We start from the raw sequence: 491 nt of genomic DNA, 5'->3' as shown, positions 1-491 counted from the left end.
GCCGCCGACAGCCCCGCCGCCGGCCATGAAGGAGTTCCATGTGGTGACCAGCAGCGCCTGCCCCCGGTCGCCTCCGGCGTCGGTGACCGCGGTCTGCAGTAGGGTGGTGACGCCTCCCCAGCCCAGGCCCCACAGCACCATCGCGCCGTACACCACGATGACGTTGCCGGCCAGTAGGGCCAGCAGGACCGCGGCGATGAGGAACAACGCGCTGCTGATGATGGTCAGTTGCCGCAGCTTGCGGTCGACCACGGCGCCGGTGATCAGGATGCTCACCACGGAGGCCACACCGAAGACGAGCAGCACCACGTCACGGGCCTCGCCCATGTCGTTCGCGTCCAGGAAGGTGGCGATGTAGGTGTAGAGGATGTTGTGGGCCAGTACGTAGGCGGCGACCACGAACAGCACCGCCACGACCCCGGGAAGCGCCAGGGCCTTCAGGATCGGCTCACGTGCTCCCGGTCGCTGTCCGGGGGCGTCGGGGACCGTGA

General features: G+C 68.8%; 1 protein-coding gene. It reads right to left on the bottom strand.

The window, feature by feature from the left end; all coding sequences use genetic code 11:
* On the bottom strand, window positions 1-491 hold a 491-nt coding region (locus BFF77_RS32465; RefSeq protein ID WP_141698628.1), incomplete at both ends, for an MFS transporter.

This window comes from Streptomyces lushanensis (genome assembly GCF_001700515.1).
GTDB classification, from domain to species: Bacteria; Actinomycetota; Actinomycetes; order Streptomycetales; family Streptomycetaceae; genus Streptomyces; species Streptomyces lushanensis.
Note: the sequence above shows the minus strand (reverse complement) of the source record. Positions and strands in the feature narration are given on the sequence as shown.